The 24,054-nt window shown below is 68.6% G+C and carries 24 protein-coding genes; 13 read left to right on the top strand and 11 right to left on the bottom strand.

Going from position 1 to position 24,054, the window contains the following annotated elements:
* Positions 1-157 precede the first annotated feature (157 nt).
* On the top strand, positions 158-511 hold the full coding sequence (locus ACK4S2_RS09270) for a hypothetical protein (protein WP_409623340.1): 354 nt from the start codon (positions 158-160) through the stop codon (positions 509-511).
* Between the two features lie 72 nt (positions 512-583).
* Positions 584-1,336 carry an NYN domain-containing protein gene (locus ACK4S2_RS09265; protein WP_409623338.1) on the top strand — a complete coding sequence of 251 codons (753 nt, stop codon included), beginning with the start codon at positions 584-586 and terminating at the stop codon, positions 1,334-1,336.
* A gap of 3 nt (positions 1,337-1,339) precedes the next feature.
* On the opposite strand, the gene ACK4S2_RS09260 is transcribed toward ACK4S2_RS09265, so the two are convergent.
* The 3 genes from ACK4S2_RS09260 to ACK4S2_RS09250 form a co-directional block, all read right to left on the bottom strand.
* Entirely contained in the window at positions 1,340-1,576 is a 237-nt protein-coding gene (locus ACK4S2_RS09260; RefSeq protein WP_409623336.1) for a hypothetical protein, read from the bottom strand.
* 59 nt (positions 1,577-1,635) lie between these two features.
* On the bottom strand, positions 1,636-2,082 hold the full coding sequence (locus ACK4S2_RS09255) for a peptidoglycan-binding domain-containing protein (protein WP_409623334.1): 447 nt from the start codon (positions 2,080-2,082) through the stop codon (positions 1,636-1,638).
* Between the two features lie 227 nt (positions 2,083-2,309).
* Positions 2,310-3,788 (bottom strand): NAD-dependent succinate-semialdehyde dehydrogenase, encoded by a 1,479-nt coding sequence (locus ACK4S2_RS09250; RefSeq protein WP_409623332.1) that lies wholly within the window; start codon positions 3,786-3,788, stop codon positions 2,310-2,312.
* A gap of 74 nt (positions 3,789-3,862) precedes the next feature.
* Here ACK4S2_RS09250 and ACK4S2_RS09245 point away from each other — a divergent pair, with 74 nt between their 5' ends.
* Positions 3,863-4,651 carry an alpha/beta hydrolase gene (locus ACK4S2_RS09245; RefSeq protein WP_409623330.1) on the top strand — a complete coding sequence of 263 codons (789 nt, stop codon included), beginning with the start codon at positions 3,863-3,865 and terminating at the stop codon, positions 4,649-4,651.
* A 7-nt stretch (positions 4,652-4,658) separates the two neighbouring features.
* Here ACK4S2_RS09245 and ACK4S2_RS09240 read toward each other — a convergent pair whose 3' ends face one another.
* The 5 genes from ACK4S2_RS09240 to ACK4S2_RS09220 all read right to left on the bottom strand — a co-directional run bounded on the left by ACK4S2_RS09240 (position 4,659) and on the right by ACK4S2_RS09220 (position 8,816).
* On the bottom strand, positions 4,659-5,213 hold the full coding sequence (locus ACK4S2_RS09240) for a hypothetical protein (RefSeq protein ID WP_409623328.1): 555 nt from the start codon (positions 5,211-5,213) through the stop codon (positions 4,659-4,661).
* A gap of 60 nt (positions 5,214-5,273) precedes the next feature.
* A complete protein-coding gene (locus ACK4S2_RS09235; protein ID WP_409623326.1) occupies positions 5,274-6,263 on the bottom strand; it encodes a P1 family peptidase in 990 nt (329 codons plus the stop codon).
* Positions 6,264-6,329: 66 nt separating this feature from the next.
* On the bottom strand, positions 6,330-7,073 hold the full coding sequence (locus ACK4S2_RS09230) for a glucose 1-dehydrogenase (protein ID WP_409623324.1): 744 nt from the start codon (positions 7,071-7,073) through the stop codon (positions 6,330-6,332).
* Positions 7,074-7,161: 88 nt separating this feature from the next.
* Positions 7,162-8,166: an NAD(P)H-quinone oxidoreductase gene (locus ACK4S2_RS09225; RefSeq protein WP_409623322.1), complete on the bottom strand. Its 1,005-nt coding sequence runs from the start codon at positions 8,164-8,166 to the stop codon at positions 7,162-7,164.
* Positions 8,163-8,816, bottom strand: coding sequence for a COQ9 family protein (locus tag ACK4S2_RS09220; protein WP_409623320.1), 654 nt, complete (start codon positions 8,814-8,816; stop codon positions 8,163-8,165). The genes ACK4S2_RS09225 and ACK4S2_RS09220 overlap by 4 nt, the downstream gene beginning before the upstream one ends.
* A gap of 113 nt (positions 8,817-8,929) precedes the next feature.
* On the opposite strand from ACK4S2_RS09220, the gene rpsU reads away from it, so the two are divergent.
* Positions 8,930-9,136, top strand: coding sequence for a 30S ribosomal protein S21 (rpsU, locus tag ACK4S2_RS09215; protein WP_310457658.1), 207 nt, complete (start codon positions 8,930-8,932; stop codon positions 9,134-9,136).
* A 180-nt stretch (positions 9,137-9,316) separates the two neighbouring features.
* A complete protein-coding gene (locus ACK4S2_RS09210; RefSeq protein ID WP_409623318.1) occupies positions 9,317-10,438 on the top strand; it encodes a hypothetical protein in 1,122 nt (373 codons plus the stop codon).
* Here the strand turns inward: ACK4S2_RS09210 and ACK4S2_RS09205 are convergent.
* Positions 10,426-11,289 carry a hypothetical protein gene (locus tag ACK4S2_RS09205; RefSeq protein ID WP_409623316.1) on the bottom strand — a complete coding sequence of 288 codons (864 nt, stop codon included), beginning with the start codon at positions 11,287-11,289 and terminating at the stop codon, positions 10,426-10,428. The two genes, ACK4S2_RS09210 and ACK4S2_RS09205, sit on opposite strands and share 13 nt — an antisense overlap.
* Before the next feature lie 313 nt (positions 11,290-11,602).
* Between ACK4S2_RS09205 and ACK4S2_RS09200 the strand changes: the two genes are divergently transcribed.
* The 3 genes from ACK4S2_RS09200 (at position 11,603) to mepA (ending at position 15,567) form a co-directional block, all read left to right on the top strand.
* Positions 11,603-13,180 carry a 2-isopropylmalate synthase gene (locus ACK4S2_RS09200; protein WP_409623314.1) on the top strand — a complete coding sequence of 526 codons (1,578 nt, stop codon included), beginning with the start codon at positions 11,603-11,605 and terminating at the stop codon, positions 13,178-13,180.
* 174 nt (positions 13,181-13,354) lie between these two features.
* On the top strand, positions 13,355-14,704 hold the full coding sequence (locus tag ACK4S2_RS09195; RefSeq protein WP_409623312.1) for an MFS transporter: 1,350 nt from the start codon (positions 13,355-13,357) through the stop codon (positions 14,702-14,704).
* Positions 14,683-15,567, top strand: coding sequence for a penicillin-insensitive murein endopeptidase (mepA, locus tag ACK4S2_RS09190; protein ID WP_409623310.1), 885 nt, complete (start codon positions 14,683-14,685; stop codon positions 15,565-15,567). Before ACK4S2_RS09195 ends, mepA begins: the two co-directional genes overlap by 22 nt.
* A 203-nt stretch (positions 15,568-15,770) precedes the next feature.
* On the opposite strand, the gene ACK4S2_RS09185 is transcribed toward mepA, so the two are convergent.
* Positions 15,771-17,189 carry an amidohydrolase gene (locus ACK4S2_RS09185; protein WP_409623308.1) on the bottom strand — a complete coding sequence of 473 codons (1,419 nt, stop codon included), beginning with the start codon at positions 17,187-17,189 and terminating at the stop codon, positions 15,771-15,773.
* Between the two features lie 129 nt (positions 17,190-17,318).
* On the opposite strand from ACK4S2_RS09185, the gene sseA reads away from it, so the two are divergent.
* The 4 genes from sseA (at position 17,319) to ACK4S2_RS09165 (ending at position 21,009) form a co-directional block, all read left to right on the top strand.
* A complete protein-coding gene (sseA, locus tag ACK4S2_RS09180; protein WP_409623306.1) occupies positions 17,319-18,170 on the top strand; it encodes a 3-mercaptopyruvate sulfurtransferase in 852 nt (283 codons plus the stop codon).
* Between the two features lie 3 nt (positions 18,171-18,173).
* Entirely contained in the window at positions 18,174-19,355 is a 1,182-nt protein-coding gene (locus ACK4S2_RS09175; RefSeq protein WP_409623304.1) for an aromatic amino acid transaminase, read from the top strand.
* 6 nt (positions 19,356-19,361) lie between these two features.
* Positions 19,362-20,165, top strand: a complete 804-nt coding sequence (gene truA / locus ACK4S2_RS09170) for a tRNA pseudouridine(38-40) synthase TruA (protein WP_409623303.1) — start codon at positions 19,362-19,364, stop codon at positions 20,163-20,165.
* Between the two features lie 235 nt (positions 20,166-20,400).
* Positions 20,401-21,009 carry an outer membrane protein gene (locus tag ACK4S2_RS09165; RefSeq protein WP_409623301.1) on the top strand — a complete coding sequence of 203 codons (609 nt, stop codon included), beginning with the start codon at positions 20,401-20,403 and terminating at the stop codon, positions 21,007-21,009.
* Positions 21,010-21,087: 78 nt separating this feature from the next.
* On the opposite strand, the gene dapA is transcribed toward ACK4S2_RS09165, so the two are convergent.
* Complete coding sequence (dapA, locus tag ACK4S2_RS09160) at positions 21,088-21,963, bottom strand: 4-hydroxy-tetrahydrodipicolinate synthase (RefSeq protein ID WP_409623299.1); 876 nt, start codon at positions 21,961-21,963, stop codon at positions 21,088-21,090.
* A gap of 144 nt (positions 21,964-22,107) precedes the next feature.
* Between dapA and ACK4S2_RS09155 the strand changes: the two genes are divergently transcribed.
* Complete coding sequence (locus ACK4S2_RS09155; protein ID WP_409623297.1) at positions 22,108-24,054, top strand: transglycosylase SLT domain-containing protein; 1,947 nt, start codon at positions 22,108-22,110, stop codon at positions 24,052-24,054.

Genomic DNA, 24,054 nt, shown 5'->3' with positions numbered 1-24,054 from the left:
ATAGCTGAACAGCGACCCGCTCGCCTCGTCCGTCCCGCGCATCATCACCCCCACCGTTGTCGTGCAAAGGGTGAAACATGTTCCTAACTCCGGGTCGAGGGCTGACTTCTTCAGCAGCCTGTTAAGCTGCCGCCATCTCTTGCCACGAGGTCATACCATGAAGACACTTCTTGCAGCCTGTGCCGCTGCCATGCTTGCAACCCCCGCCTTCGCCGCCGGCTGGACGGTGGACGATCTGGGCTCCATGTCCCAGCGCGCCGACTGCATGGCCCGCGCCGAGAGAACCTTCAAATCCTACTTCGACCAGCACGGCGGTTCCGGCGACATCGGCCGCAGCGAATGGACGATCGGCGGCTACGGCATGCGCGGCAACGTGATCGACGCGCTCATCATCTGCCCGATCGAGGCCGGCATGGTGGAGCCCTTCCTGATCGTGCACAACTCCGACAACAACAACGACGCCCGCATGATCGTGGCGGACCGGGTCAAGGCAATCTGGCAAGCGCAATAACCGGCTACGGCGCAATCGCGCTTTCGGCGCCGGCGCAGGCGCGTTAAGGTTGGGCAACCGGAAGGATGTCAAATGCCAGACTCTCGCGCCCCGCGCCTTTGCGTGCTGATCGACGCCGACAACGTGCCCGCCCATTATGCGGAAGCGATCTTCGAGGAGATCGCTTCGCTGGGCGAGGCTTCCGTGCGCCGCATCTATGGCGACTGGTCGGCGCAGCGGCTGAACAAATGGGCCGAAAAGGTGGCGGCCTTGGGCCTGGTGGCCGACCAGCAGTTTTCCAACACCAAGGGCAAGAACGCTTCCGACATCGGGCTGGTGATCTCGGCGATGGATTTCCTGCATTCGGGCCTGTTCGACGGGTTCGTGCTGGTCTCCTCGGACAGCGATTTCACCCGCCTGGCGGCGCGCATCCGCGAACAGGGGCTGGATGTCTACGGCATTGGCGAAAAGAAGACGCCCGAGGCCTTTCGCATGGCCTGCAAGCGGTTCATCTATGTCGAAAACCTTGGGCCGGCCGAGCCGGCGCGCGCCCCCGCGCCGCAGGTTTCCAAACCGGATACGGCCCCCGAACCTGCGCGGACACCCGGCGACAAGCTGCCCCCCGCCCAGGCGATTCCGTTGATCGTGGCGGCGATGCGGGCGATCGACCCCGAAGGCGAATGGTATTCGCTGGGGCAGATAGGGCAGTTCATCACCCAGGCCAACCCCGACTTCGACACCCGCACCTATGGCAGTGCCAAGTTCTCCGATCTGGTGCGCAAGCTGCCACGGTTCGAGGTGCGCCAGGGCCCGGGCGGCCAGTTGCAGGCGCGCGACGTGACCTGAGCGTCAGTGCAGCGGCCCGATATCGCGCCCGTGCGGCAGCGTGGTCAGCATCGGCCCGTCGTCGCTGTCACGCAGACCGAAACCCTTGGCCGCAAGGCGGCGCATCAGGTCGTCATGCGAACTTGCGGCGCGCAGATCCTGCGCGATCAACTGGCGAATCTGCGCCAGCAGGAACGGGTCGGGATGGGCGGGCATGGCAACCTCGTCACGAATGAACCACTTGTCGGGTGACGGTGCCATGCCCTTGCGGCAAATCCGCGGCGGCCAGGCGGCAGGCGTCGGGCCCTGGCGCGGCATCCTCAGCCGATCAGGTGGTTGTAAAGCCGGATCGTGCCGTCGCGGCTGGCAAGGCTGGCACTGGAATTGACGTCGCGGGCATAGGCCTGGACGGCGGCGGCGGTGCCGGGGCCCCATTTCCCGTCGATTCCGCCGCGGTAATAGCCATAGGCCGCCAGCCGCTGCTGGATCATGCGCCGGGCCTGCGGGCTGAATTCGTAGAACGCCGCAGCAGCCACGTTGGCCTGATAGCCGGGATGCGGCACGGGCTGCACCGGAATCGGCGCAGGCGCGGGTTGCGCATTGGCGCGCCCCTGCTTGACAAGCTCGTGGATCAGCACCGCGGCGAAGACGCCCTTCAGCACGTTGCGTTCGTTCTTGCCAAGGGCGTGGGCCGGGGCGGCCGCGCCAAGGGCAAGCGCAAGGGCGGTGATCGCGGCGGTGGCGGTGCGGGTGACAGCGGGCAGCATGTCGGGCTCCTTCCTGGGTTGCGCCGGGGCAGACGGCCCGGCGGGTTTCGATACGCCGAACATGGCCAGCCCGGCCCGGTCAGGCAAAAGCGCGATGCTGCTATCGGATAACAGGCCCGCAGCCGCCGCCCGCGAGAAAAGGAGCGCAGGCTTGCAAGCCGCTGGCAAAAAAGAAAAGAGGGCAGCCGCGCCGGCCGCCCCCTTTCTTTCGCGTCCTGAGAATCAACTCAGATCGACAGGCAGACGTATTTCATTTCGAGGTAATCCTCGATCCCGTGGCGGCTGCCTTCGCGCCCGAGACCCGATTGCTTGACCCCGCCGAAAGGCGCAACCTCGGTCGAGATGATGCCGGTATTGACCCCGACGATGCCGTATTCCAGCGCCTCTTGCACCCGGGTGATGCGGCCGATGTCGCGGGCATAGAAATAGGCGGCAAGGCCGAAGATGGTGTCGTTGGCATAGCCGATCGCCTCGTCCTCGGTCTCGAACCGGAACAGCGGCGCAAGAGGCCCGAAGGTTTCTTCCTGCGCCACCTTCATGGCCTGGGTGACGCCGGTGATGATCGTGGGCTCGAAGAAGCTGCCGCCGTTTCCGTGCCGCTTGCCGCCCGCAATCACCTCGCCGCCCTTGGCCAGCGCGTCGGCGATGTGTTCCTCGACCTTTTCCACGGCGGCCATGTTGATCAGCGGGCCAAGATCGGTGCCGGGTTTCAGCCCGTCGCCGACCACCATCTTGCTCACCGCCGCCTTCAGCTTGGCGGTAAAGGCGTCATAGACCCCCGCCTGCACATAGATCCGGTTGGCGCAAACGCAGGTCTGCCCGTTGTTGCGGTATTTCGACATCATGGCGCCCGCGACCGCCGCATCCAGGTCGGCATCGTCGAACACGATGAAAGGCGCGTTGCCGCCCAGCTCCATGCTGCATTTCAGCACCTGGTCGGCGGCCTGCTTCAGCAGGATGCGCCCCACCTCGGTGCTGCCGGTGAAGGTCAGCTTGCGGATCGCCGGGTTTTCGCAGAACTCCTTGCCGATGTCCGAAGACCGGCGCGACGTGACGATGGAGAACAGCCCCGCCGGAATGCCGGCCCGTTCCGCCAGCACCGCCAGCGCCAGCGCCGACAGCGGCGTTTCCGCCGCAGGCCGCCCGACAAAGCCGCAGCCCGCCGCAATCGCCGGGCCGCATTTGCGGGTGATCATGGCGTTGGGAAAGTTCCACGGCGTGATGCTGGCCACAACCCCGATCGGCTGGCGCAGCACGGTGATGCGCTTGTCGGGCTGATGGCCGGGGATGGTTTCGCCGTAGATGCGCTTGGCTTCTTCGGCGAACCATTCGATGAAACTGGCGCCATAGGCGATTTCGCCCTTGGCCTCGGCCAGCGGCTTGCCCATTTCGGCGGTCAGGATGGCGCCCAGGTCGTCTTGCGCCTCCATCATCAGGTTGAACCACTTGCGCATGACATTGGCGCGGTCCTTGGCGGTGCGCCTTTGCCAGGCCTTCATCGCGGTTTCGGCGGCGGCAATGGCGCGCGCCACCTCGGCCCGCCCGAGGTTGGGCACGGTGCAGATCACGTCGCCCCGGGCGGGGTTGGTCACGGGAAAGGTGCTGCCATCGTCGGCATCGATCCATTCTCCGGCCACATAGGCCTTGGTCGCCAGCAGCGACGGGTCTTTCAGCATTGCGCGCAGGTCGGTTGCGGTGTCCAGCATCGGGGCCTCCCATTCCGGTTCGGAACATGCAAAGCATGGGCGCAACAGGTTGTCCAGCGACAGGGATATCGGGAATGGATTGGGACCGCGCCTATGCCAACGGCGACTTCATCGAAGGGGCCGCGGACTATCCGCCGAAATGGGCGGCGGCGGCGGCCACGTTCCGCGATGCGCTGGGCGACCGAGCCCGGCTCGACCTGCCCTACGGGCCCGGCGCCCGCAACCGGCTGGACCTGTTCCTGCCCGACGGCGCCCCGCGCGGGCTGCTGGTGTTCATCCACGGCGGCTACTGGCTGGGCTTCGGGCGCGAAAGCTGGTCGCACCTGGCCGCCGGGCCGCTGGCGCATGGCTGGACGGTGGCGATGCCCTCCTACACCCTCGCGCCCGAGGCACGGATCGCACAGATGACGCGCGAGGTCGGACAAGCCATCACGACAGCGGCAGACATGGTCGCAGGCCCGATCCATGTGGCGGGGCATTCTGCCGGCGGCCACCTGACTGCCCGCATGGCCTGCGCCAATGCCCCGCTGCCGCCGGCAGTTGCCGCGCGCATCGTCCGTGCCGTGCCGGTTTCGCCGCTCGCCGATCTTGGCCCCATCGCGCGGACCAGAATGAATGAAAGTCTCGCGCTGGATGCAGCCGAGATTGCCGCCGAAAGCCCGGCCTATCTGGCGCGCCGCGCCCATACCGAAACGCTGGTCTGGGTCGGCGGGCAGGAACGGCCCAGCTTCCTGTGGCAGGCGCGGCTGTTGTCCGAGGAGTGGGCCTGCCCCTGGCACGTCGAACCCGGGCAGCACCATTTCAACGTGATCGAACCGTTGGCCGATGCCGACAGCCCCCTGACGCAGGCGGTGGCGGGCTGATCGCGGATCACCCCCCGAACTTCTCCAGCGCGGCCAGGTCCATCGTTTCCAGCACCGGCAGCATCACGGCCGGGTCGGCATCCTGCGCCTGCACCAGCACGCGGTTGGCGATCAGCGCCTGCAAGGAATTGTCCTGCTGCAGGAACCGCACCCGGCCCACGCGCACCACCTTGCCCATCGTCGCCATCAGCTGCGCATTGGACAGCATCGCACCCATGCTGGCGACCAACGGGTTGTCGGCCATGATGGTGATGCGGAAACTGGCGTCCGGGCCCTGATAGGTCGCCTCCGCCCCGATGCCGCCGCCCATCATGGCCAGGCCGGTGTTCATGTCGGTCTTGATCTCGCGCGTCCAGCCTTCGGGCGCTGCGGGCAGAAAGGCCGACAGGTCGTCGGCCTTGGCCGACTGGATCATCTGCTGTGCAGCGATCAGCTCGTCCAGCGCGAACTGGCGGTCGCCATCCTCCCAGGCCTCCAGGGCAGAGCGGATGGTGTCGGCCACCGGATCGGCCTGAACCGGGGCCGCCAGAAGCAAGGCAAGGACAAGGGCAGGAATACGCATGACAATCTCCCGTTCAATCTGGCCCTACCCTGCCAGTCCGGGCCGGCGCAGGCAAGCGTTTCAGCCGTGGCGGCTGGACCAGGCCGGTTGCAGGTCGCCCGGCATCGCCCGGGCGGCATGGACCCCGCGCGCAATGGCCCGCGCCAGGACGCAGGCCGCGGCATGGCCAATGATGAAGGGGTCGGCCACCGGGTCAAGCATCGCCCGGTCGCCGGTTGCCACGGCAAAGACCAGATCGCCGTCGAAGGGCGTGTGGCTGGGCACGATGGCGCGCGCCATGCCATCCTGCGCGGCGGTGGCCATGCGCTGCGCCTGCGCCTGGGTCAGTGCGGCATCGGTGGCCACGATGGCAATGGTCGTGGCCTCGCCCAGTTGCTTGCCGGGGCGCAGGTCGCGGTCGCCCGGAAAGGCGGCCGGCAGCCCCAGCCCGCCGAACTCGGCCCCCAGCTCCCAAGGTGCGGCCCAGAACTGCGGCCCATCGCCCACGGTCACCGATCCCAGCGCGTTCACCACCACCAGCGCCCCCACGGTAATGCCGCTGTCCAGCACCGCCGAAGCCGACCCGAGCCCACCCTTCCAGTTGGCGGTGGTCGCGCCATACCCCGCCCCCGCGGTCCCCAGCGCAAACTCCGGCCCCGCGGCCTCCAGCGCCGCGCGCCCCAGCGCCGGATAGGGGCTGGCATCCCACCCCTTGTCGCCGCCATTGGCCAGATCGAAGATGATCGCCCCCGGCACCACAGGCACATGCAGCCCATGCACCGCATAGCCGCGCCCCATGCGGCGCAGGCCGTCCACCACCCCGCCGCACGCATCGAGGCCATATACCGATCCGCCCGCCAGGCAGATCGCCTCGACCTCCTGCACGATCTTGTCGGGCGCCAGCAGGTCGGTTTCCCGCGTCCCCGGCGCGCCCCCCATCACCGAAACGGCCGCCGTGAACGCCCGTTCGCCCAGCAGCACCGAAACGCCCGTGCGCACCCTCTCATCCTGCGCGTTGCCCACCCTCAAGCCCGACACATCGGTGATGAGGTTCCGAGGTCCAGCCCGCATCGCTTCCGTCCTTCACCTTGTCGAAATATCCTCGGGGGGTCCGGGGGGCAGACAGCCCCCCGGCGCTCAGATGCAGCGCCCGCCGTCCACTTCCATCGCCACGCCCGTCACCATCGACGCCTCGTCCGAACACAGGAACAGCGCGGCATTGCCCATGTCCTCGGGCGTGGAAAACCGCCCCAGCGGGATGGTGGACAGGAACCTGGCCCGAATCTCGGGCGTATCCTCGCCCATGAAGGATTTCAGCAAGGGCGTCTCTCCCGCCACCGGGTTCAACGCATTCACCCGCACGCCGAAGGGCGCCAGCTCCACCGCCATCGCCCGTGTCGCGGTAATCATCCAGCCCTTGGAGGCGTTGTACCAGTTCAACCGCGGCCGCGGGCTGACCCCGGCGGTCGAGGCGATGTTCAGGATCGCCCCCGACCGGCGCGACTTCATCCCCGGCACGATGGCGCGGGCCGTCAGATAGACCGACTTGGCGTTCACCCGCAGCACGCGGTCGAAATCGGCCTCGGACACATCCTCCATGAAGGCGGGCAGATGCGTCACACCGGCGTTGTTCACCAGAATGTCGGGCACATCGCCAAAGGCGGTGCGGGCCTGCGCCGCCATCTGGGCCACCGAGGGGCCGTCGCCCACATCGACGGCGCAGGCGATGCCGCCGATCTCGGCGGCGATGGCCTCGGCGGCGGCCTCGTTGATGTCCCCCACCATCACCCGCGCCCCTTCGGCGGCAAAGCGGCGCGCGATGCCGGCACCGAACCCCGACCCCGCCCCGGTGACGATCGCTGTCTTGCCTGCCAGTCGCATGTTCCCTCCTTTGGCCAGTCGCGCGCATGGGGGCATGTTTCGCGCCGATGCGCAAGTCACCCGCCGGGCCGCCTGCGGGCGGCGGCGATCAGGCCACCGCCAGCACGATCTTGCCGATATGCGTGCCGCCTTCCATGCGGGCATGGGCATCGGCCGCGCGGTCCAGGGCAAAGGTCTGGTCCATCACCGGCGCGACCTTGCCCGCGGCCAGCAGCGGCCAGACATGGCGTTCGAGGTCGGCCGCGATACGCGCCTTGGCCTCGACCGATTGGGGCCGAAGGGTGGATCCGGTGATGGTCAGCCGGCGCACCATCACTTCGGCAAAGTTCAGCTCCACCTTGGGGCCCGTCAGAAAGGCGATCTGCACCAGGCGCCCGTCATCGGCCAAGGCCCGCACGTTCCGCGGCAGATAGCTGCCCCCCACCATGTCGAGGATCAGGTCGGCACCGCCTTCGGCTTTCATCACCGCCAAGAAATCCTCGGCCCGGTGATTGATCGCGCGCTCCGCCCCCAGCCGCAGGCAGACGTTGCACTTGTCGTTGGTGCCCGCGGTGGCGAACACCCGCGCCCCGAAGGCGCGCGCCAGCTGGATTGCCGTGGTGCCGATGCCCGACGTGCCGCCATGCACCAGAAACCGCTCGCCCGCCTGCAGGCGGCCGCGCAGAAAGACGTTGGTCCAGACGGTGAAAAAGGTTTCGGGCAGGCAGGCAGCCTCGCGCAGGCCCATGCCTGCGGGCACCGGCAAGGCGTGATCGGCCGGGCAGGTCGCATATTCGGCATAGCCGCCGCCGGGCAACAAGGCGCAAACCGCATCGCCCGGCTTCCAGCGCGCCACCCCCTGCCCCACCGCCACCACATGCCCCGCGGCCTCCAGCCCCGGCAAGGGCGAGGCCCCCGGCGGCGGCGCATAGGCCCCGGCGCGCTGCAAGGCATCGGGGCGGTTCACCCCGGCATAGGCCACGCGGATCAGAATTTCGCCATGCCCCGGAACGGGCAAGGTGCGGGTGGCCGGTTGCAGCACCTCGGGTCCGCCGGGCGCGGCGATTTCCACCACGCGCATGGTTTCGGGCAGGTCGGGCATCATGCGGGTCATGCGGCATCTCCGGTGCGGGGCGCCTTGATGCCCGCGGCGATGCGGGCCTGCAAGGTCATCAGCGGACGGGTCAGCGGGTTGTCGCGCAGCCTGGCCTTGGTGGCCTCGAAGGCCATGACCCCCGCGATGCGCCGGTCCAGGAAATCGCGCGTTGCCGACAGGTCGGGCGTGTCGTCGCCCAGCCAGTAAAGCACGGTCGAGGCATAGACCCCTGCCAGGATCGCCCGCTTGGAATACCAGTTCAGATCGTCCGAGGTATCGCCCAGCGCCGTCCAGATCGTGTCGGCGGTCTGCCAGATCGCGCGGGCGCCATCGGCCGCCAGATGGGGCAAGGCAAACAGCGCCGTCGCGCGGCGCACCACCTCGCGGTCGCCCGCCGCATCGAGGCGCTGCATCACGGCAAAGGCCACCCGCTCGCGGAACCGCATGCCCGACAGGTCGGCCGACGCCAACCTGCGCCGCAGCTCGGCATCCCCCATCGCGTGCGCGGTCAACGCCAGATCGACCGCCCCGCGCGGGCAATGCACCCGCGCCAGCGATTCGGGCACCCCGGCATCGGCACAGGCGGCGCGAAAGGTGGTTTCGGACCACCCGTCGAAGGGCACATGCGCCAGCGCGGCGGTGGCCAGCCTTTCGCGGATCTCGTTCATCGCTCACTCCCGGTTTCGCCTTGGCAAAGGTAGACAAGCGCGGCGCGCTATGCTAGGGCCCCGCAGCCTGCACATATCGTGCAACTTCAACTTGGAAAGGTGGTGAAAACCACATGCAGGTCAGCGTTCGCGACAACAACGTCGATCAGGCCCTCCGGGCCCTGAAGAAAAAGCTCCAGCGCGAGGGCGTGTTTCGGGAAATGAAGCTCAAGCAGCATTTCGAGAAACCCTCCGTCAAGAAAGCGCGGGAGAAAGCCGAAGCCGTTCGCCGGGCGCGCAAACTCGCGCGCAAGAAGGCCCAACGCGAAGGCGCTCTCTGAGCGATTTCCGATGCTGGGCGGGGCGACCCGCCGATGGCGAACCCCCGGGGCGAAAGCCCGCGGGGGTTTTTCATTGCGATCAAGCTTTTACGATCGACCTGGCCGGCAATTTCCCGTGCCGCGGTTGAACCGGGGGCCGCGAATGGCCATGTCGGGGGTGGCTTTTCGAAAGGAACCCCCATGCTCTATGTCGATATTCCGACCACGCCCGAATTGCAGAAGCTGATCGCGGCCCGGGGCGAGGCGCATGTTTCGTTCTACCTGCGCACCACCCCCGAAACCCAGGACATCGGGCAGGCGCGAATCGAGCTGGGCAACCTGCTGAAAGCCGCCGTGGCCCAGATGGAGGCGGCAGGAACCCCCAAGCGGACCATCTGGCCGATCGAGGAGCAGGTCGCCGACCTGCTGGACGACGAACGGTTCTGGCGATTCCAGGCCAACAGCCTGGCCGTGTTCGTCACCCCGCAAGGCCTGCAGGCGTTTCGCCTGCCGAACCACCTGACCGACATGGTGCAGGTGGCCGACAGGTTCCACGTCAAGCCGCTGCTGCGGTCGGTTTCGGTGCCGCAGCATGCCTTCGTGCTGGCGCTCTCGGAAAACGCCGTGCGGCTGGTCGAGGTGTTTGCCGACCTGCCGCCGCAAGAGATCCGGGTGCCCGACATGCCCAAGGATGCCGCCAGCCACGCCCGCACCGCCAGCGTGAATTCGCGCAGCTATTCGGGCCGCAAGGGCGGGGCCGAAGGCCAGAACGTGCTGTTGCGCGCCTATGCCCGGGCGGTCGATGCCGCGCTGCGCCCGGTGTTGGCCGGGCGGTCGGAACCGCTGATCCTGGCGGCGACCGACCCGCTGCTGTCCATGTTCCGGTCCGTCTGTTCGTATGGCGGGCTTGCCGACGGCGTCATCCGCACCAGCCCCGGAAACCTGACGCCCGCCGAACTGGCCGATTCGGCGCGCCCGATCCTGGACGAGATCCAGGCAGGTCTGGTGCAGCAGGCCCATGCCCTGTTTTCCGCCCGCGAAAACGAAGGCCGCGCCACCACCCAGGTGGCCCGCGCCGCCCGGGCCGCGACCTTCGGTGCGGTCGAATTGCTGTTGGTCGATATCGACGAGGTGGTGCCCGGCACCGTCGACGACAGCACCGGCGAGGTGACCTTGGCCAAGGCAGACAGCGCGCAGACCTATGGCGTGATCGACGAGATCGCCGGCCGTGTCCTGCAATCGGGCGGCCGCGTCATGGCGCTGCGGCGCGAGGATATCCCGCAGGCGGCATCGCTGGCGGCGATCCTGCGCTACGCGATCTGACAAGGCGCCCCGCGCCCGGCCCGCCAGCAGCAGTGCCAGGCGCGGGGCGCCATGCCCGCGCTGGCCAGCAGCACCATCCCGACCAGCGACGCGAACTGAACGCTGCCCGCCCCCGCTGCCAGCGGCACAAGGAACCAGGCCGGGATAAGCGGCTCCAGCTTGACCACGGAAGCCACGTTGGTGGCCACATAGCGGTGCGGGCCGATCTGCCCCGCAAGTTTGCCGCAAGAGATTTCCGCCCGCGACACGGGCATGGCACGAGGCCGGGGACACTCGACCCCGATGGCGGTTTTCGGCACCTGCACCAGCGTGCCTTGCGTGGTCGCCCCGTTGGAAACCCCGATGCGGAGGGTCATCGGGTCGAACGGGATCGTCGTATCCGACACCAGCTTGCCGAAGGCCGATTGCGTTTCGGCCCGGGTCGCCCGCTCGAACCCCTTGTCGATGGTCCGGGTCAGCAGCACCTTGTCGGACCGCGCCAGCGCGAACCGGCAACTGACCAGCCCCCGCGCCTCATAGAACGGGTGCAGGATCGTCAGCTGATGCCTTTCGATGTCGAAGGCCATCGCAACGGGGACGCTGGCAGAGGGCAGCAACGGCGCCAGCGCCACCAGCGGTGCCCCCGGCGCGGGCGGCGCCCCGGGGCCCAGCAAGGGCAGGTAAATCGTGTCGCCGGCCCGGATGCGGTCGGGGTGCGCGATGCGTGCCCCGCCGCGCGCCAGCACATCCGGCATGTTGTCGAAGGCGTAAAGCCTTGGCCATTCCTTGTGGCTGCCCAGCGCCCCTTGCGCGATGCCGGACAGGGTATCGCCGGGCTTGATCCGGCAGGCAACGGCAGGCATCGCAGGCATGGCTCGCCCTCGGCGCACTTGAGGCCATCCGTCTCCGTATGCCCGGGGGTAACAGGAACAGCGCCACCCGACAACCTCGGCTTGGGGCCGGCCCGATCCGGCGGCGTCATTTTTCGCTTTCCATCCGCTTCGGCGCCGGTATAGTCGCGGCCATGACACGGGATGCTCATATCGCCATTGCCTACGGGGTTTCTGCCCTGCGGCTGCCCCGTGGTCTGCTTCTCCTTAGCTGCCTCTGAGCGTGCCTTTGGGCGCGACCGCTCGGAGGTGACCAGCGCCCGGGACCGCAAGCAGACAACTCAGGAACCAAGCCATGACCGATACCTCCACCCAACCCCGCGTCCTGATCTTCGACACCACGCTGCGCGATGGCGAACAGTCGCCCGGCGCCACCATGACCCACGACGAAAAGCTGGAAATCGCCGGCCTGCTGGATGAAATGGGCGTGGACATCATCGAGGCGGGCTTTCCCATCGCCTCCGAAGGCGACTTCGCCGCGGTGTCCGAGATTGCGCGCAACAGCCGCAATTCGGTGATCTGCGGCCTCGCGCGTGCCAACTTCACCGATATCGACCGCTGCTGGGAGGCGGTGAAACACGCCCGCCAGCCGCGCATCCACACCTTCATCGGCACGTCGCCGCTACACCGGGCGATTCCGAACCTGACCATGGACCAGATGGCCGAGCGCATCCATGCCACGGTCACCCATGCCCGCAACCTGTGCGACAACGTGCAGTGGTCGCCGATGGACGCCACCCGGACCGAACACGACTATCTGTGCCGCGTGGTGGAAATCGCGATCAAGGCCGGGGCCACCACCATCAACATTCCCGATACTGTAGGCTACACCTACCCGTTCGAAAGCGCGCGCCTGATCCGCATGTTGCTGGAACGGGTTCCGGGGGCCGATACCGTGGTCTTCGCCACGCATTGCCACAACGACCTGGGCATGGCCACGGCCAACAGCCTGGCCGCGGTCGAGGCCGGGGCACGCCAGATCGAATGCACGATCAACGGCCTGGGCGAACGGGCCGGCAACACCGCGTTGGAAGAAGTGGTGATGGCGCTGCGCGTGCGCAACGACATCCTGCCCTATCGCACCGGCGTCGACACGACGAAGATCATGCACCTGTCGCGCCGGGTTTCCACGGTGTCGGGCTTCGTGGTGCAGCCCAACAAGGCCATCGTCGGCAAGAATGCCTTTCTGCACGAAAGCGGCATCCATCAGGACGGCGTGCTGAAGAACGTGGAAACGTTCGAGATCATGCGCCCCGAGGATATCGGCCTGACGGCCAAGAACATCGCCATGGGCAAGCATTCCGGCCGCGCCGCACTGCGCGCCAAGCTGCGCGAGCTGGGCTACGAGCTGGCCGACAACCAGCTGAACGATGTGTTCGTCCGCTTCAAGGCGCTGGCCGACCGCAAGAAGGAAGTCTACGACGACGACCTGCTCGCGCTGGTGGCCGACCAGGCGGCAAACGCCGAAAACGACACGCTGAACCTCAAGTCGCTGCGCGTGATCTGCGGCACCGGCGGCCGGGCCGAGGCCGAAATGGTGCTGACCATCGACGGCGTCGACCATGCCACCGACGCCACCGGCGACGGCCCGGTCGATGCCGCCTTCAACTGCGTCAAGGATCTGTGGAAGCACAAGGCCCGCCTGCAACTCTATCAGGTCCATGCCGTCACCGAAGGCACCGACGCGCAGGCCACGGTTTCGGTCCGGCTGGAGGAGGACGGCCGCATCGTGACCGGCCAGTCGGCCGACACCGATACCATCGTCGCCAGCGTCAAGGCCTATATCAACGCGCTGAATCGCCTGGTGGTGCGGCGCGCCAAGTCGGCGCCGGGCGACAACGTGAAGTCGGTCTACTACCAGGACAGCGTCTGAACCCGCAGCCCCCCCGGGCCGGAACCCGCGGTTTCCGGCCCAGGGTCATGGCCCCGAAGCCCGCGACGGACCATCCGCGCGGCTTGCGCAAAAGCTTCACTTGCCATTCCCGGGGTTTTCCCTGTTTGATCGCGGTGTTGCCCGCGCTGGCGCGGGTGCGGGAGGGGGCAGGAAATGACAGACGCGCGGCGGCGGATCTGGGGCTGGTATTTCTTCGACTGGGCCAGCCAACCTTACAACACGCTGCTCCTGACCTTCGTTTTCGGCCCCTATGTCGTGTCGGTCGTGGGCGACGGCACCATGGCCCAGACCATCTGGGGCTACGGCATCGGCGCGGCCGGTTTCCTGATCGCGCTGGCCTCGCCGGTGCTTGGGGCGATCGCCGACAAGGCGGGGCGGCGCATGGCCTTCATCTGGCTGTTTTCGCTGCTCTATGTGCTGGGCGCCTGGGGGCTGTGGTGGTCGGCGCCCGACAGCTTCAACGTCTGGTGGGTGATGCTCTCGTTCTGCGTCGGGCTGATCGGCATGGAATTCGCCACCACCTTTACCAATGCGATGATGCCCGACCTCGCCCCGCCAGAGGAGCTGGGCAAGATTTCCGGCTCCGGCTGGGCCTTCGGCTATGCCGGGGGGGTATTGGCGCTGATCCTGATGCTGCTGTTCCTCGCCGAAGGCGCCAGCGGCACCACGCTGATCGGCATCGCCCCGCTGTTCGGGCTGGATGCCGCCGCCCGAGAAGGCACGCGGGCCGTGGGCCCCTTTACCGCGATCTGGTTCGCGGTGTTCATGGTGCCGTTCTTTCTGTGGGTGCGCGAACCGCGACGCCCCGGCATCGGCATCCTGGCCGCCGTCCGCGGCGCGGTGCCCGAAACGCTGGCCACCCTGCGCGCGCTGCCGCGCAACCGCAGCCTGTTCGCCTATCTCGGTTCGTCGATGTTCTACCGCGATGCGCTGAACGGCATGTATACCTTCGGCGGCATCTATGCGGCCGGCGTGCTGGGTTGGGCGGTCACCGATGTGGGCGTCTTCGGCATTCTGGCGGCGATCACCGGGGCGGTGTTCGCCTGGGCGGGCGGGCGCGCCGACAGCCGCTATGGGCCCAAGCCGGTGATCCTGCTGTCGGTTCTGCTGCTGGCTGCGGTCTGCCTTGGCATCGTCTATGTCAGCCGCACCGAGGTGTTCGGCCTGCCCGTCGGGCCCGACAGCATCCTGCCCGACATCGCCTTCTACGTGCTCGGCTGCCTGATCGGGGCCGGCGGCGGGGTGCTGCAATCGGCCAGCCGCACGATGATGGTGCGCCAGTCCGACCCCGACAAGATGACCGAATCCTTCGGGCTTTATGCGTTGTCGGGAAAGGCGATGTCGTGGATGGCGCCGCTTTCGATCGGAATCACGACGCAGGCGACCGGGTCGCAACAGCTGGGTATCGTTCCCCTGATCGTTCTTTTCCTGATCGGCCTCCTGCTGCTAGTCTTCGTCAAACCCGACGGAGAGCCGAAAGCATGGTCCGAACCCTCCTCCTGATCGCGGCCTTGCTGACGCCGGCGGCGGCGCAGGCCGAACCAAAGGCCAACCAGCTGTTCGGCGCACACAAGGCCGCCAGCCGGCAGGCGCCCGAACCCATCGGCAGCTATGCGCGCGGCTGCGCAGCCGGGCTGGTGCAACTGCCCGAAACCGGGCCGACCTGGCAGGCGATGCGGCTCAGCCGGAACCGCAACTGGGGCCACCCCGAGATGATCCGCTTTCTCCAGGATCTGTCGGTCGAGGCCACGCGCCACGGCTGGCGCGGGATCTATGTCGGCGATATCAGCCAGCCGCGCGGCGGCCCGATGACCTCGGGCCACGCCAGCCACCAGATCGGGCTGGACGCCGACATCTGGATGCTGCCGGCCCGGCGGCTCAACCTCAGCCGCGCCGAGCGGGAAAAGATCAGTTCCGCCGTGGTCCGCACCGCCGATCAGCGCGGCGTCACCGCCGAGTGGACGGCCTCGCACCACGCCATCATGCGCGCCGCCGCACTGGACCCGCGGGTGGACCGCATCTTTGTCGCCGCCGCTGTGAAGATCGAGATGTGCAAGACCGCAACCCCCGCCGATACCCGCTGGCTGCAGAAAATCCGCCCGATCTACGGGCACGACGCGCATTTCCATGTGCGCTTGAAATGCCCTGCCGACGCCTCGGGCTGCGAGACGCAGAAACCCACGGTCGCCGAACTGTCCAAGGGCGGCAACGGGTGCGACGAAACGCTGATGTGGTGGGTGACCGAATATCTGAACCCGCCCAAGCCCGACCCGAAGCAACCCAAGGAGCCGCGCCCCCGCGGCCCGCGCGACTATACCATGGCCGATCTGCCGCAACGCTGCGCCGCGGTGCTTGCCGCCCCCTGACCGCGCACCGGCCCCTTGCGGCGCAGAGGGGCGCTGCCCCTCGCCGCGTGCCGCGGCTCACCCCGGGATATTTGTTTCAAGGTGAAGCAGCTGCCCGTTTCACCTTGACCCAAATATCCCCGCCGGAGGCATCCAACGCCCGGGCCGGGAGGGCCGCAGGGGCATTGGGGCGCAGCCGTCATGCCGATGCAGGACGGCAGGGGTCAGGGGCGGGGCAAGATCGGTGCCGGCAGGTCGGCGGGCAACGGGCAGATATAGGGCGTCTTTTCCAGCCGCCGCGCGTGTTCGGCCTTGGCCTCGGCCAGCAGGGCGGGGTCGGCCAGCAGCATCTGCGCGACCCGCCCCATCGCCTTGGCGGCATGCACCATGCCCTTGTGCGCGATGCCCGACTTGCCTTGTGCGGTCAGTTGCCAGCTGTGGAACGGGGTGCCGATGGCGCAGGTGGCCACCAGAACCTCGGTGGTCGGCACCTTCCAGGTGACATCGCCCACGTCGGTGGACCCGATCAGCACCTCGCCGCCCGGGCGCATCGGCACCACCCAGTCGCACAGTTCCACGCCCGGCTCGGGCTCGCGCGCGACGATGGCCCATTCGGTGGCGATGTCCTGGGCGCTCAGCGTGGCCTGGATGCGGCGGGCATAGGCGCGATCCTCCTCGTCGAAGGGCACGCCGCCCAATTCGTCCAGCGCGGCCTGCATCGCCCGGTCCATCGTCAGGTTTTCCAGATGGTTCGACACCGCGGTGAACACCCGCGCCTCTACGGTGGTTTCGGTCATCAGCGCGGCACCCTCGGCCACCTTTCTGACCCGTTCGACCAGCGCCAGCATGTCGGCCAGCTTCAACGCGCGGATGGAATAGCGCACCCTGGCCGTGGACTGCACCACGTTGGGCGCCTTGCCCCCGGCATCGAGATAGGCGTAGTGGATGCGTGCATCCTGCACCATGTGTTCGCGCATGTAGTTCACGCCCACCGACATCAGTTCCACCGCGTCCAGCGCCGACCGGCCCAGATGCGGCGAAGCAGCGGCATGGGCGGCGCGGCCCGTAAAGGTGAAGTCCATCCGGGTGTTGGCCAGTGCCAGCGGGTCGTCCACCCGGGTAAAGCAGCTTGGGTGCCAGGTGATCGCGGCGTCCACATCGTCGAAGGCGCCGTCGCGCACCATGAAGGTCTTGGCCGCGCCGCCTTCTTCGGCCGGGCAACCGTAATAGCGCACGCGGCCGGGGGTGCCGGTCGCCTCCAGCCAGTCCTTGACGGCGCAGGCGGCCAGCATCGCGGCCGAGCCGAGCAGGTTGTGCCCGCAGCCGTGCCCGTTGCCGCCGGCTTCCACCTCTTGCCGGTAGTCGATGCCGGCCACCTGACTCAGGCCCGGCAGCGCGTCGTATTCGCCGAGAATGGCGATGACCGGGCCGCCGTTCCCTGCCTCGCCCATCACCGCCGTCGGCAGGCCGGCGACGTTTTCCGTGATCCGAAACCCCTTGGCGCGCAGCATGGCGGCATGTTCGGCGCAGGATTGCCATTCGGCATACAGCGTCTCGGGCATGCCCCAGACGCGGTCGGCCAGCCCGATCAGGTCGTCCTGATGACGCTCGACCAGGTGCGGGATTTCGGAAGTGTTCTGCATGGTCTTTCCCCCTTGGTGGCGCGAGTGAACCGCAAGGGCGGCGGAATGTCCATCCGCCGCCCCGCCCCGCCGCTTGCCCTGTTCCCGGTCAGCGGCTAAGTCAGGAAAGATTGCAGGAAAGGGCCCGCCATGACGCCTGACGACCCGAAGACGCTGGTTTCCACCGCCTGGCTCGAGGCGCATCTGAAAGACCCCGACCTGCGGGTGATCGACGCCTCGTGGTATCTGCCGGAGATGGGGCGCAACGGGCGGGCCGAATACGATGCAGCCCATATCCCGGGCGCGCGTTTCTTCGACATCGACGAGATTTCCGATATCCGCAGCCCCTTGCCCCACATGGCCCCGCCGGTGGAAAAGTTCGTCAGCCGGATGCGCGCGATGGGCATCGGCGACGGGCATCAGGTGGTGGTCTACGATGGCATGGGCCTGTTTTCGGCCCCGCGCGTTTGGTGGACCTTCCGGCTGATGGGCAAGACGGATGTGGCAGTGCTGGACGGCGGCTTTGCCAAATGGCAGGCCGAGGGCCGCCCGGTCGAGGACATGCCCCCCATCCTGCGCGACCGCCACATCACCGTGCAGCGCAACGCCGGGCTGGTAAAGGATGTGACGCAGGTGGCGCAGGCTTCCAAGCTGGGCAGCCATGCCATCGTCGATGCGCGCAGCCCCGGACGTTTTGCCGGGGACGAACCCGAACCCCGCCCCGGCCTGCGGCAGGGCCATATTCCGGGCGCGCGCAACCTGCCCTGGCAGCAGATGCTGAATCCCGATGGCACGATGAAATCGCCCGATGCCCTGCGCGCGGCCTTCGAGGCGGCCGGGGTGGATCTGGGCAAGCCGGTCATCACCACCTGCGGGTCGGGGGTGACGGCCGCGATCCTCAGCCTGGGGCTGGAGCGTATCGGGCACCGAAACCATGCGCTGTATGACGGGTCGTGGGCGGAATGGGGCATGTACGAAGACATGCCCGTGGAAAGAGGATAAGCCATGCTGGAACGCCTGCAACCGCAGCCCGAGGACAAGATCATCCAGCTGATGGCGCTGTATCGCGCCGATCCGCGGAGCGACAAGATCGACCTTGGCGTCGGCGTCTACAAGGATGCCAGCGGACAGACCCCGGTGATGCGCGCGGTGCGCGCGGCGGGCCAGGCCGTCTGGCAGGCCGAGACGACCAAGACCTATGTTGCCCTTGCTGGCGATACCGCCTTTCACGCCGCAATGGCCGGGCTGGTGCTGGGCGATGCCGTGCCTGCGGCCCGTGTGGCGGCGGCCGCCGCGCCGGGCGGCACGGGGGCGCTGCGCATTGCCTTCGACCTGATCCGCAAGACCGTGCCGGGGGCGACCGTCTGGATGTCGGACCCGACCTGGCCGAACCATCCCGCGATCTGCAAGGATCTGGGGCTGAAGGTCGCCACCTACCGCTATTTCGACGAAGCCACCGGCGGCGTGGACGCCGCCGGGATGCTGGCCGATCTGCGCCGCGTGGCCCCGGGCGACGTGGTGCTGCTGCACGGCTGCTGCCACAACCCCACGGGCGCCAACCTGACCGATGCCGAATGGGTCCGGGTGGCCGATGCGCTGGCGGCTTCGGGCGCAACGGTGCTGGTGGACATTGCCTACCAGGGCTTCGGCGACGGGCTGGAGGAGGATGCCTTCGGCACCCGGCTGCTGGCGCAGCGCCTGCCCGAACTGCTGATTGCGGCAAGCTGTTCCAAGAACTTCGGGGTTTACCGCGAACGGGTCGGCATCCTGCTGGCCGTGGTGCCCGAAGGGGCGGATCGCGGCACGGTGCAGGCCAACCTCGCCATGCTGAACCGGCTGAACTATTCCTTCCCGCCCGATCACGGCGCGCGGCTGGTGCAGACGGTGCTGGACACGCCCGCCTTGCGCGCCGACTGGCAGGCGGAACTGGAGGAGGTGCGCCTGTCCATGCTGTCGTTGCGCGAACAGCTGGCGGCGGAACTGCGCCAGCTGACCAATTCGGACCGCTTCGATTTCGTCGCCCGCCATCGCGGCATGTTCTCGCGCCTCGGGCTTTCGCCCGATCAGGTGGCGCGGCTGCGCAACGAGCATGCGATCTACATGGTGGACGACAGCCGGATCAACATTGCCGGGCTGAACCGGGGCAGCGTGCCGGTGCTGGCGCGAGCCATCGCCCAGGTGCTGTAGCGGGCGATGCCGCGCTTCGCCTTTCTGGTGGAATACGACGGCGGCCCCTTTGCCGGCTGGCAACGCCAGGCGGGGGGGCAGCTTTCGGTGCAAGGGGTGCTGGAAGCCGCCCTTGCCCGGCTGGACCCCGCCGCCCCCACCGTTGCCGCTGCCGGGCGCACGGATGCGGGCGTTCACGCCACCGGGCAGGTCGCCCACGCCGATCTCGGCCGGGCGTGGGATCCGTTTCGCCTGCAAGGCGCGCTCAACGCGCATCTGCGCCCGCACCCGGTGGCGGTACTGGCGGTGGCGCCGGTGGCCGACGATTTCCACGCCCGGTTTTCCGCGCTGGAACGGCGCTATGTCTTTCGCCTGCTGTGCCGGCGCGCGCCAGCCACGCATGACCGCGGGCTGGTCTGGCAGGTGCCGCACGCGCTGGACCTTGGCGCGATGCGGGCGGCGGCCGCGCATCTGATCGGGCTGCACGACTTCACCACCTTCCGCGCCGCGCTGTGCCAGGCGAAAAGCCCGGTCAAGACGCTGGACGAGATCGCGCTGTCGCGCCACCCCGTGCCGGGCGGGACGGAAATCCGGCTGGCGCTGCGGGCGCGCAGCTTCCTGCACAATCAGGTGCGGTCCATCGTGGGCACGCTGGAGCGGGTGGGCGCCGGCGCCTGGCACCCCGACCGGGTGAAAGAGGCGCTGGAGGCGCGCGACCGCGCCGCCTGCGGCCCGGTCTGCCCGCCGCAGGGGCTGTATCTGGCCGGCGTGCGCTATGCCGACGATCCCTTTGCCGTGAACGCCGCCCCGGCATCCGGCACGCATTCGTGACCGCCCCCGGCGCCTCGGCGCCGGTATCGGCAAGCGCTTGCCGGATTCGCCCCCGCCGGGCGGCCGCAACCTGCCGATGCCCGGCGTGCCGGCGCCGGCGCATCTTCTCTGCCGCGCGCGCTTGCCCATGTTCGGACCAGTGTCCGGCCGACAGTGGCCGGTGCCTGCCCGCCCCCGGCATCGCCCTGGGCGCGCCGGCCACCGGGCGCCAAGGCCTCAGATCAAGGGGAACACCATGAAACAGATCGGCCTGTCCGCAGCGATCCTGACCGCAACCGCCACGATGGCCCTGGCGGGCGGCCCTGTCGCCACCCCGGTGGAACCGCCGGTGGCTGCCGTGGCGCCCACCCCGCAGCGGGTCATCGGCGACTGGCAAGGCGTCAAGGTCGGCGCCAACCTGAACTGGGGCCGCAGCAAGGCCGCGGGCCTTGCGGGCCGCCCCGACGGCTTGGGGCTGGGCATCCGCAGCACCTTCGACTGGCAGTTCGACCGGATGGTGCTGGGCTTCGGGTCCGACCTCGACTTCGGCAAGACCAGCGGCACCATCGGCGGCGTGCCCACCGACATCAGCCGCACCGCCACCCTGTTCGCCCGCGCCGGCTATGACGCCGGGCAATGGATGCCCTATGCGCTGGCCGGCTACAGCAAGGCCCGCCTGACCACCGGCGGCGCGCGCAGCAGCATGGAAGGCTATACCCTGGGCCTCGGCACCGAATACCGCATCACCCAGACGGTCAGCGCCTATGGCGAATACACCTATACCAACTTCGGCAACGTCGCAGCCCTGGGCAACGCCAAGGTCGATACGCAGAAACTGCGGATGGGCCTGAACTTCCGGTTCTGACGCCACCGGCAGAGGCAAACGAAAAGGGGCCGGATCGCGCGATCCGGCCCCTTGTGCTTGTTCCCTGCCGCGCTTGTCTCAGGCGATCAGGCCGGCGTGGCGCATGGCATCGCGGATGCGGTCCTTGGTGCCATCGGTCAGGCCCACCAGAGGCAACCGCACCTCGGGGCTGCACAGGCCCAGCACCGACAGCGCGTATTTCGCCCCGACCAGCCCGGGCTCGATGAAGATCGCCTCGTGCAGCGGCATCAGCCGGTCCTGATAGTCCAGCGCGGTGCGGTAGTCGCCGCGCAGGGTGGCCGCCTGGAATTCGGCGCACAGCTTCGGCGCCACGTTGGCGGTCACCGAAATGCAACCCACCCCGCCATGCGCGTTGAAGCCCAGCGCGGTCGCATCCTCGCCCGACAGCTGGATGAAATCGGGCCCGCAGGTCATGCGCTGCTGGCTGACGCGCTCCAGCTTGCCGGTGGCATCCTTCACCCCGATGATCCGCGGCAGCCTGGCCAGTTCGCCCATCGTCGCCGGAGTCATGTCGATGACCGAGCGCGGCGGGATGTTGTAGATGATGATCGGCAGATTGCAGGCATCGTGCATCGCGGTGAAATGCGCGATCAGCCCGGCCTGCGTCGGCTTGTTGTAATAGGGCGTCACCACCAGCGCCGCATCGGCCCCGGCCTTTTCGGCAAACCGGATCAGCCGGATACCTTCGGTCGTGTTGTTCGACCCGGCGCCTGCAATCACCGGCACCCGGCCGCGCGCGGCCTGCACCACGGTTTCGATGACGGTTTCGTGTTCCTCGTGGCTCAGCGTCGGGCTTTCGCCGGTGGTGCCCACCGGCACCAGCCCGGTCGAGCCTTGCTCGATATGCCATTCCACCAGATGTTTCAGCGTGTCCAGATCCAGCTCGCCGTTCTTGAACGGAGTTACCAGTGCTGGCATCGAGCCCTTGATCATGGCACGCGGTTCCCTGTGGGGCGGGCGTCGAGTCGCCCGGGTTGCAAACGCGCCCTTCCTAGCCCTGCGGCGGGCGGTTGCCAAGCGGGCGGTTGGCGGGTTTGTGTGTTGCCCTTGCCCGCCCGGCCAAGGCAAAAGAGGCGGATGATGCGCCCTCTGATCCGCCTTGCCCTTGCCCTTGCCCTTGCCGGGCTGACCGCCGCCCCCGCCGCGGCGCAGACCGACCCGTTGCGCACCGCCTTCGACCGCGTGGGCCAGGGCGACTGGGCCGGCGCCGCCGCAGCCGTGGCGCCGCTGGGGCCGGTGGCAGCCGATCTGGTGGAATGGCAGCGCCTGCGCGCCGGCGAAGGCACGCTGACCGATTACGAAGGCTTTCTGGCCCGCCGGCCCGACTGGCCCGGCCTGCCGCAACTGCGCGCCAAGGGCGAAACCGCCGTGGCGCGGTCCACCACCCCGGCGCGGGTGCTGCGCTGGTTCGGCGATGCCGACCCGGTTTCGGCCGAAGGCACCGTGGCGCTGGTGCGGGCCTTGCGCGCCTCGGGCCGGGCGGGCGATGCCGCGGCGATGCTGGCGCGGGTCTGGCCGGCGCTGACGCTGGACGAGGCCGGGCAGGCGCTGGTGCTCGCCGAGGCCGGCAATGCCCTGGGCCCGGCGCAACACGCCGCGCGGCTGGACAACCTGCTGTGGCAAGACCGTCGGGCCGAGGCGCGGCGCATGTTGGCGCTGGTTTCGCCCGACTGGCGCAGCCTGGCCGAGGCGCGCCTGGCCTTGCGCGAGGACCGCGACGGGGTGGACCGCCTGGTTGCCGCGGTGCCCGCCGCGCGGGCGAACGACCCCGGCCTTGCCCATGCCCGTTTCGACTGGCGCGCCCGCAAGGGCCGTTCCGATGCTGCAATCGAGATCCTGCGCGAACGCTCGACCTCGGCCGAGGCGCTGGGCCGGCCCGAGGCCTGGGCCGACCGGCGCGCCAGCCTTGCACGCGCCGCCTTGCGCGACGGCAAGGGGCGGCTGGCCTACGAACTGGCGTCCAGCCACCGCCTGACCGGCGGCAGCGATGCGGCCGACCTCGAATTCCTGGCCGGCTTTGCCGCGCTGCGGTTCAACAAGGATGCGGCCACCGCCTTGCGCCACTTCCAGACGCTGCGCGGCATGGTGGGCACACCGATTTCGGTATCGCGCGCCGAATACTGGCAGGCCCGCGCCTTGCAGGCGCTTGGACGCGAACCCGAGGCCCGCGCCGCCCTGACCCGCGCCGCCGAACACCAGACCGCCTATTACGGCCTGCTCGCGGCCGAAGCCCTGGGCCTGCCGCTGGACCCGGCGCTGGCCGTGCCGCCCGCGCTGCCCGACTGGCGCAAGGGCGCGTTTCTCAACTCCACGGTGACCGAGGCCGCCCTGCTGCTGTATCGCGCCGGCGACCGTGCGCTGGCGCGGCGGTTCCTGCTGCATCTGGCTGGCGGCAAGGGGCCCGAGGAACTGGCGGCCATGGGCGCCTTTGCCCTGGCCAAGGGCGATGCGCACCTTGCGGTGCTGATCGGCAAGCAGGCGGCCGGGCGTGGCATCATCCTGCCCGGCATCTACTTCCCCGAACCCGAGGTGCTGCCCGCCGATCTGGCGGTGGAACGCCCGCTTGCGCTGGCCATTGCGCGGCGCGAAAGCGAATTCCTGCCCGAGGCGGTTTCGCCCGCCGGGGCGCTGGGGCTGATGCAGCTGATGCCGGGCACCGCCAGGCTGATGGCCGGCAAGCTGGGCCTGCCGCACCTGCCTTCGGCGCTGACCACCGACCCGGCCTACAACGCCCGGCTGGGGGCCGCCTATCTGGCCCATCTGGCCGAGGAATTCGGCCCCTCGCTGGCCTTGCGCGCCGCCGGCTACAACGCCGGCCCGGGCCGCCCGCGGGCGTGGATGACCCAGCTGGGCGACCCGCGCCAGCCGTCGGTGGATGTGGTGGACTGGGTCGAGATGGTGCCCTTTACCGAAACTCGCACCTACATCATGCGCGTCGCCGAAGGGGTGGCGATCTATGCCGCGCGGCAGGCGCCGGGGCAGCCGGTGTCGATTTCGTCGCTGCTGCGCGGCACGCCGCGCTGA

Origin of the sequence: Gemmobacter sp. (assembly GCF_046292685.1) — a bacterium.
Taxonomy (GTDB): domain Bacteria; phylum Pseudomonadota; class Alphaproteobacteria; order Rhodobacterales; family Rhodobacteraceae; genus Wagnerdoeblera.
This window is presented reverse-complemented; position numbering and strand designations above follow the sequence as displayed.